This is a genomic window from Stenotrophomonas sp. NPDC077659 (assembly GCF_050268705.1).
In the GTDB taxonomy this organism is placed as follows: domain Bacteria; phylum Pseudomonadota; class Gammaproteobacteria; order Xanthomonadales; family Xanthomonadaceae; genus Stenotrophomonas.
The window spans coordinates 1-5,690 of the sequence record NZ_JBNNHG010000196.1 but is presented as its reverse complement, the minus strand read 5'-3'; the positions used below and the strand labels follow the sequence as shown (position 1 = coordinate 5,690).

The 5,690-nt window shown below is 68.8% G+C and carries 5 protein-coding genes; all 5 read right to left on the bottom strand.

Annotated elements, in window-relative coordinates; all coding sequences use genetic code 11:
• Positions 1-262: ATP-binding cassette domain-containing protein (locus ACQKDV_RS18045; protein WP_427785577.1), on the bottom strand; the 262-nt coding region annotated here is incomplete at its 3' end.
• Positions 263-438: 176 nt separating this feature from the next.
• Positions 439-1,992, bottom strand: coding sequence for an efflux transporter outer membrane subunit (locus ACQKDV_RS18040; protein WP_427785576.1), 1,554 nt, complete (start codon positions 1,990-1,992; stop codon positions 439-441).
• Complete coding sequence (locus tag ACQKDV_RS18035; RefSeq protein ID WP_427785574.1) at positions 1,992-3,548, bottom strand: DHA2 family efflux MFS transporter permease subunit; 1,557 nt, start codon at positions 3,546-3,548, stop codon at positions 1,992-1,994. Before ACQKDV_RS18035 ends, ACQKDV_RS18040 begins: the two co-directional genes overlap by 1 nt.
• Positions 3,545-4,714 (bottom strand): HlyD family secretion protein, encoded by a 1,170-nt coding sequence (locus ACQKDV_RS18030; protein ID WP_427785573.1) that lies wholly within the window; start codon positions 4,712-4,714, stop codon positions 3,545-3,547. Before ACQKDV_RS18030 ends, ACQKDV_RS18035 begins: the two co-directional genes overlap by 4 nt.
• Positions 4,715-5,056: 342 nt before the next feature.
• Positions 5,057-5,690 (bottom strand): extracellular solute-binding protein (locus ACQKDV_RS18025; RefSeq protein ID WP_427785571.1); only part of this gene is annotated, 634 nt, incomplete at its 5' end.

The window sequence follows — 5,690 nt, the reverse complement described above, 5'->3', positions numbered from 1 at the left end:
CAGGCGCAGGCGGCCGCCACTGGCGACCACGGTCACCGGCACAGCGTGGAACTGCTAAGCCGCCCAGGCAGCGCAGCAGGGTCGATTTGCCGCTGCCGGAGCCACCGAGCAGGGCGAAGATCTCGCCCTTGCGCACGTCCAGGTTGACGTCGTCGACGGCGACGAAGCCATCGAATTCCTTGCGCAGATCACGAATGGACAGATAGCCGGGCGCACCAGTCGCATCGACGACGGCGGCTTCCGGCTGGGCTTCAACGGGCATGGGGGCTCCGGGAGCGGGCGGTGGACAGCGGTGGCCATTCTACCGGCCAGGGGGCTGGAAATGCGTGCCGACCAACGGTCGGCACCTACCGGGCCGGGGGGCTGGAAATGCGTGCCGACCAACGGTCGGCACCCACTGGGCCGGGGGGACCGCCGGGCCATGCCCGGCGGGAAGGGTCAACGCGCGGCCACCGGCGGGGCCTCCTGCCAGCCCAGGCCCAGGCTCTTCTGCAGGGCGACATAGCGCACCAGCAGCTGCAGGCGCGCCTGGGCGGCGGCATCCTGGGCCTGCAGGCGCTGGCGCTGCACGTCCAGCAGGTCGATCTGCGAGGTGGCGCCGGCCTGCCGCCGCTGCCCCATGAGCACCAAGGAGCGGTCGGCCGAGGCCTCGGCGCGTACGCTGGCCTGCAGCTGCTGGCGGGCTGCTCCGAACCGCGCCAGCGCCGTGTTTGCATCCTGCAGCGCAGCCAGCACCGTCCCTTCATAGGCCGCCAGGCGTGCCTCGTTGCCGGCCCGGGCCTGGGCCACGCGGGCCTTGTTCACGCCGAAATCGAACAGCGACCAGCGCAGGAACGGGGCGACGATGGTGGCGGCCGAATCCCGCCCCAGATCGGACACCGATGTGGCGCCCGCCCCGATGCTGCCCAGCAGGGTCACCTGCGGGAAGTAGGCGGAGATGGCCTGGCCGATCTGCGCCGAGGAGGCCGCCAGTTCACGCTCGGCCTTGCGCACATCCGGCCGGCGCTGGATCAACGCGCCCGCGTCATCCACCGGCACGCTGGCCGGCAGCACCGGCAATGGCTGGTCGGCTGCCAGCCGCGCGTCCAGTGCCCCGGGCTCGCGGCCGACCATCAGCGCCAGCACATCGCGGGCCTCGTCGGCCTGTGCCTGCAGCGGTGGCAGCGCGGCCTGCTGCTGTTGCAGCTGGGCCTGGGCGCGTTCGACCTGCAGGTCCGAATCGGCACCGCGCTGGCGGCGCTGGCGGGTCAACTGAAGGCTTTCATCGGCCGCGCGGAGGTTGCCTTCGGCCAGGGCGATGCGTTCGCGGCTACTGCGATAGCCCAGGTAGACCTGGGCCAGCTCGGCGGCCAGCTGCACCTGCGCATCGGCCAGCGCTGCCGCATTGGCCTCGGCCTCGGCCGCGGCCTGCTCGGCGGCGCGGCGACGACGACCGAACAGGTCCAGTTCCCAGCTGGCGTCGAAGCCGGCCACGTACAGCTCGGTATCCAGATCGATGTCGGCGAACTGCTGGCGCAGCTGCGCCGCCTCCTGCGGGCGGCCGTTGGCCTCGGCCACGCCGGCAATGTTCTCGCCCAGTCCGCGCACGCTGTTTTCCAGTGAATCCGGCGCCTTGACGTTCGCATAGCCGGCCACCGCGCCCACGCTGGGCAGTTGTTCGGCGCGGCGCTGGCGCTGCAGCGCGCGCGAGGCCAGCAGCTTGGCCTGGGCGGCACGCAGGTTGGGGCTGTTGCGCAGCGCCTCGTCCACCAGCTGGTCAAGCAGCGGATCATTGAGCGCGCGCCACCACTGGCTGGGCGGCGTGGCGGGTTGCACGCCGGCCTGCGCGGCACGCGGCAGCTGTGCCTGCGCGGTCGCGCTACCCGCCACTTCAGGCCTCACGTAATCCGGCCCCAGCATGCAGCCGGCCAGCAGCAGCGGCAACGCGGCTGGCCACAGGCGGCGCAGGCGAAGGGACTGATTCCAGAAAAAGGACAAGGTCGTCAAAGTCATCAGTGCATCGCCAATGGGACGCCCTTGGGCAAGGGCTTGAGCAGGAAAACCAGCGGCAGGGTCGCCACTACGATCAGGCCGAAGATCCAGAACAGGTCGTTGTAGGCCATCACCATCGCCTGCAGCTGCACCGTCTGCGCCAACACGGCCATTGCCTGGGTGGCATCCCCCAGCTGCTGGCCATAGGCATGCAGCGCGTCCTGGGCAAGGGTGGAATTGGCGGTGACGCTGCTGCCGATCGCGTCGATGTGCAGGGTGGCCCGGCGTTCCTGGAAGGTGGAGATGATGGCCAGGCCGATCGAGCCGCCGAGGTTGCGCGCGGCATTGAACAGGCCCGAGGCATCGCTGGTGTACTCACGCGGTACCGAGGTGATGGCCGCCTGGTTCAGCGCCATCATCGCCAGCGCCAGGCCGCAGCCCTGCAGCAGCTGGCCGATGACGAAGTGCGGGCCGATGCTGTCCGGGGTCAGCCCCAGATTCACGAAACAGGCCGCAGCGAAGCACAGCATGCCGCCGAACACCATGATGCGCACGTCCACCGTTTCCAGCATCTTCGGCATCAAGGGCATCAGCAGGATGGTAGGCAGGCCGGCCAGCAGCAGCACGTAACCGGCCTGCTCGGTGTTGTAGCCGGCGATGATCGCCAGGAACTGCGGGATCATGTACATGACCCCGAACAGGATCATGCCCACCGCCATCACCATCACGAACACCGCCCCAAAACTGCGCTGGAACAGGATGTTGAGGCGGATGACCGGGGCCTTGCTGGTGAACTGCGAAAGCGCCAGCAGCACAAAACCCAACACCGAGACGATGCTGAGCACCACGATCATGGTCGATTCGAACCAGCGCTCGCGCTGGCCGTCTTCCAGCACCACGGTGAGCGCGGACAGGCCGGCGGTCATGCCGATGATGCCCAGCCAGTCCGCGCGCAGCAGGCCGCCCCAGTTCGATTTCTCGTGCGGCAGGCCCAGCAGCAGCAGGGCCACCAGGCCGGCACAGATCGGCACGTTGATGAAGAAGGCGTAGTGCCAGCTGACGTTCTCGGTCAGCCAGCCGCCCAGCAGCGGGCCGATCACCGGCCCGAGGATGACGGTCATGCCGAACAGCGCGGTTCCCAGCGGCTGCTGCTTCGGTGGCAGGCGCGTACCGACGATGGTCAGCGCCGTGGGAATCAGCGCGCCGCCGGCAAAGCCCTGCCCTACCCGGCCGGCGATCATCATCGGCAGCGAATCGGCCAGGCCGCACATCACCGAGAAGGCGGTGAACAGCGTGGCACAGATCAGCAGGAAGGTGCGCAGGCCCAGCGTGCGCACGAACCAGCCGGTCAGCGGAATCATCACGATTTCCGAGACCAGGAACGCGGTGGAGATCCAGGTGCCCTCGGTGCCGCTGGCGCCGACCTCGCCCTGGATGGTAGGCAGCGCCGCGTTGACGATGGAGATGTCCAGCGTCGCCATGAACGAGCCGATGGTACCGGCCGCCACCGCCAGCCATGCACCGGCATCGGCCTTGCCGTCGGCGGCGGATGCTGCGGGGGCAGTGGTGGCGTTCATCGCGCCGGCGCGGCCGTGGCGGCGGCCTCGTCCCGGGTGCGCTCGCGGGCGTCCTTGGCGTTACGTGTGTCCACCGTCACTTCCACCGACATGCCCGGCACCAGCACCTTGCGCGCCTCGGTGCCGGCCTCCACGCGGATGCGCACCGGTACGCGCTGCACGACCTTGGTGAAGTTGCCCGTGGCGTTCTGTGGCGGCAGCAGGGCGAACTGCGAGCCGGTGCCCGGCGAGATGCTTTCCACCGTGCCATGCAGGGTGGTGCCCGGCAGCGCATCGACCTTGATCTCGGCCGGCTGCCCGGCACGCATCAGGCCCACCTGGGTTTCCTTGAAATTAGCGCTGAGGTACAGCGATTCGACCGGCACGATGGTCATCGTGCGGGTGCCGGCGGCAACGAACTGGCCGACCTGCACGGTCTTGTTGCCGACGCGGCCATCGATGCGCGCGCGCAGTTCGGTGTCCTCGAAGGCCACCCGGGCCTGCGCGGCATCGGCCTGGGCCTGCTTCAGGCCCGCCTGGGCCTGTTCCAGCTGCGCCTGGCTGGCTTCGATCTGGCTCTGCGCGCCCTGGATCTGCGCCTTGGCCGCGTCGTACTGGGCCTGCGCGCGTTCGACGTCGTGGCGCAGGCTTTCCACGTGCTCGTGGGTGTCAGCGCCGCTGGCGGCCAACGGGGTGAAACGGGCCAGTTCGGACCTGCCGAAGCGCAGCGAGGCGGTGGCGGCGGTGAGCTGGGTGCGCGCCTGCAGCAGGCTGGACTGCTGGCCCTGCACGCCCGCGGCGGCGGCGGCGATGTCGGCCTCGCGCACGGCGATCACGGCTTCGGCCTGGTCCAGGGTGGCGCGGTAGGTACGCGGGTCGATGCGCAGCAGCGGTTCGCCGGCCTTGACCCATTGGTTGTCCTGCACCAGCACTTCGGTGACATAGCCGTTGATGCGCGGGGCGACGGCCACGGCGTCGGCCTGCAGGTAGGCGTTGTTGGTTTCCTGCAGGTAGCGGCCGACCAGCAGGTGGTAGACAAGCCAAGCGACCAGGGCGATGACCACGACAATGCCGATGATGGCCAGGGTCCAGCGGACCTTGGGGTTCTTAAGCGGCGAAGGCTTGTCCTCGGTGGTCGAAGTGTCTTCGCCGTCGGGGGCGTCGGTGTGCTGGGGTTGGTCGGTCATCGTCTCGTCGCGGCGGTGGTCAGTGCCATACGGGACGGTAGGGGAAGGGGTGCGGAGGTGAGGTGAAAGCGTTTGTCGCGTGCCGGTGGTGAGTTCCCGGTTGGCAGGGTGCAGAGCCGGGGGCTTGGCCAGGACACGCGGTGAACCCATCCATGGGGCTCGTAGGCGCCATCCTTGGCGCCTACGGTCCTGGCCAAGCCCCCGGCTCTGCACCCTGCCCTCACGCATCCCGGCGGCGGACAGGAGGTCAACAGCAGAGCAGGAGCAGAAGCAAAAAAGACGGAGGCCGTTGGCCTCCGTCTTTCTCTTTCTGGTGCAGGCCGACCGCTGGTCGGCCCTCACTTACTTGCCGGTCTTCACCTCGGTCCACAGCCGGGTGTAGAGCTTGTCGGTTTCCGGGGTGTTGATCGAGTAGGTGAACATCTTCTCGGCCACGTCGGCCGGCGGGTAGATGGTCGGGTCGTTGCGGATGGCCGCATCCACCAGCGGGGTGGCGGCCGTCACCGGATTGGCGTAGTGGATGAAGTTGGTGTTGGCCGCGGCGACCTTCGGCTCCAGCAGGTAGTTGATGAACCTATAGGCCGCTTCCGGGTGCTTGGCATCCTTCGGGATGGCCAGCATGTCAAACCACTGCGGTGCGCCTTCCTTCGGGATCGAGTAGGCCACGTGCACGCCGTTGCTGGCTTCCTCGGCGCGGTCGCGGGCCTGGATGATGTCACCCGACCAGCCGACGACCAGGCAGGTGCCGCCGTTGGCCAGCGAACCCACGTACTGCGAGGAGTGGAAGTTCTGCACGTACGGGCGGATCGACTTCAGCAGGTCGGCAGCCTTCTGCAGCTCGGCCGGGTCGCCGCTGTGCGGGTCCAGGCCCAGGTAATGCAGCGCGATCGGGATCATGTCGGCCGGCGTGTCCAGGATGGTCTCGATGTTCCGCACTGCCACTGCGCCTGGCCCGGATGCTGCCGCCGCACCGCCC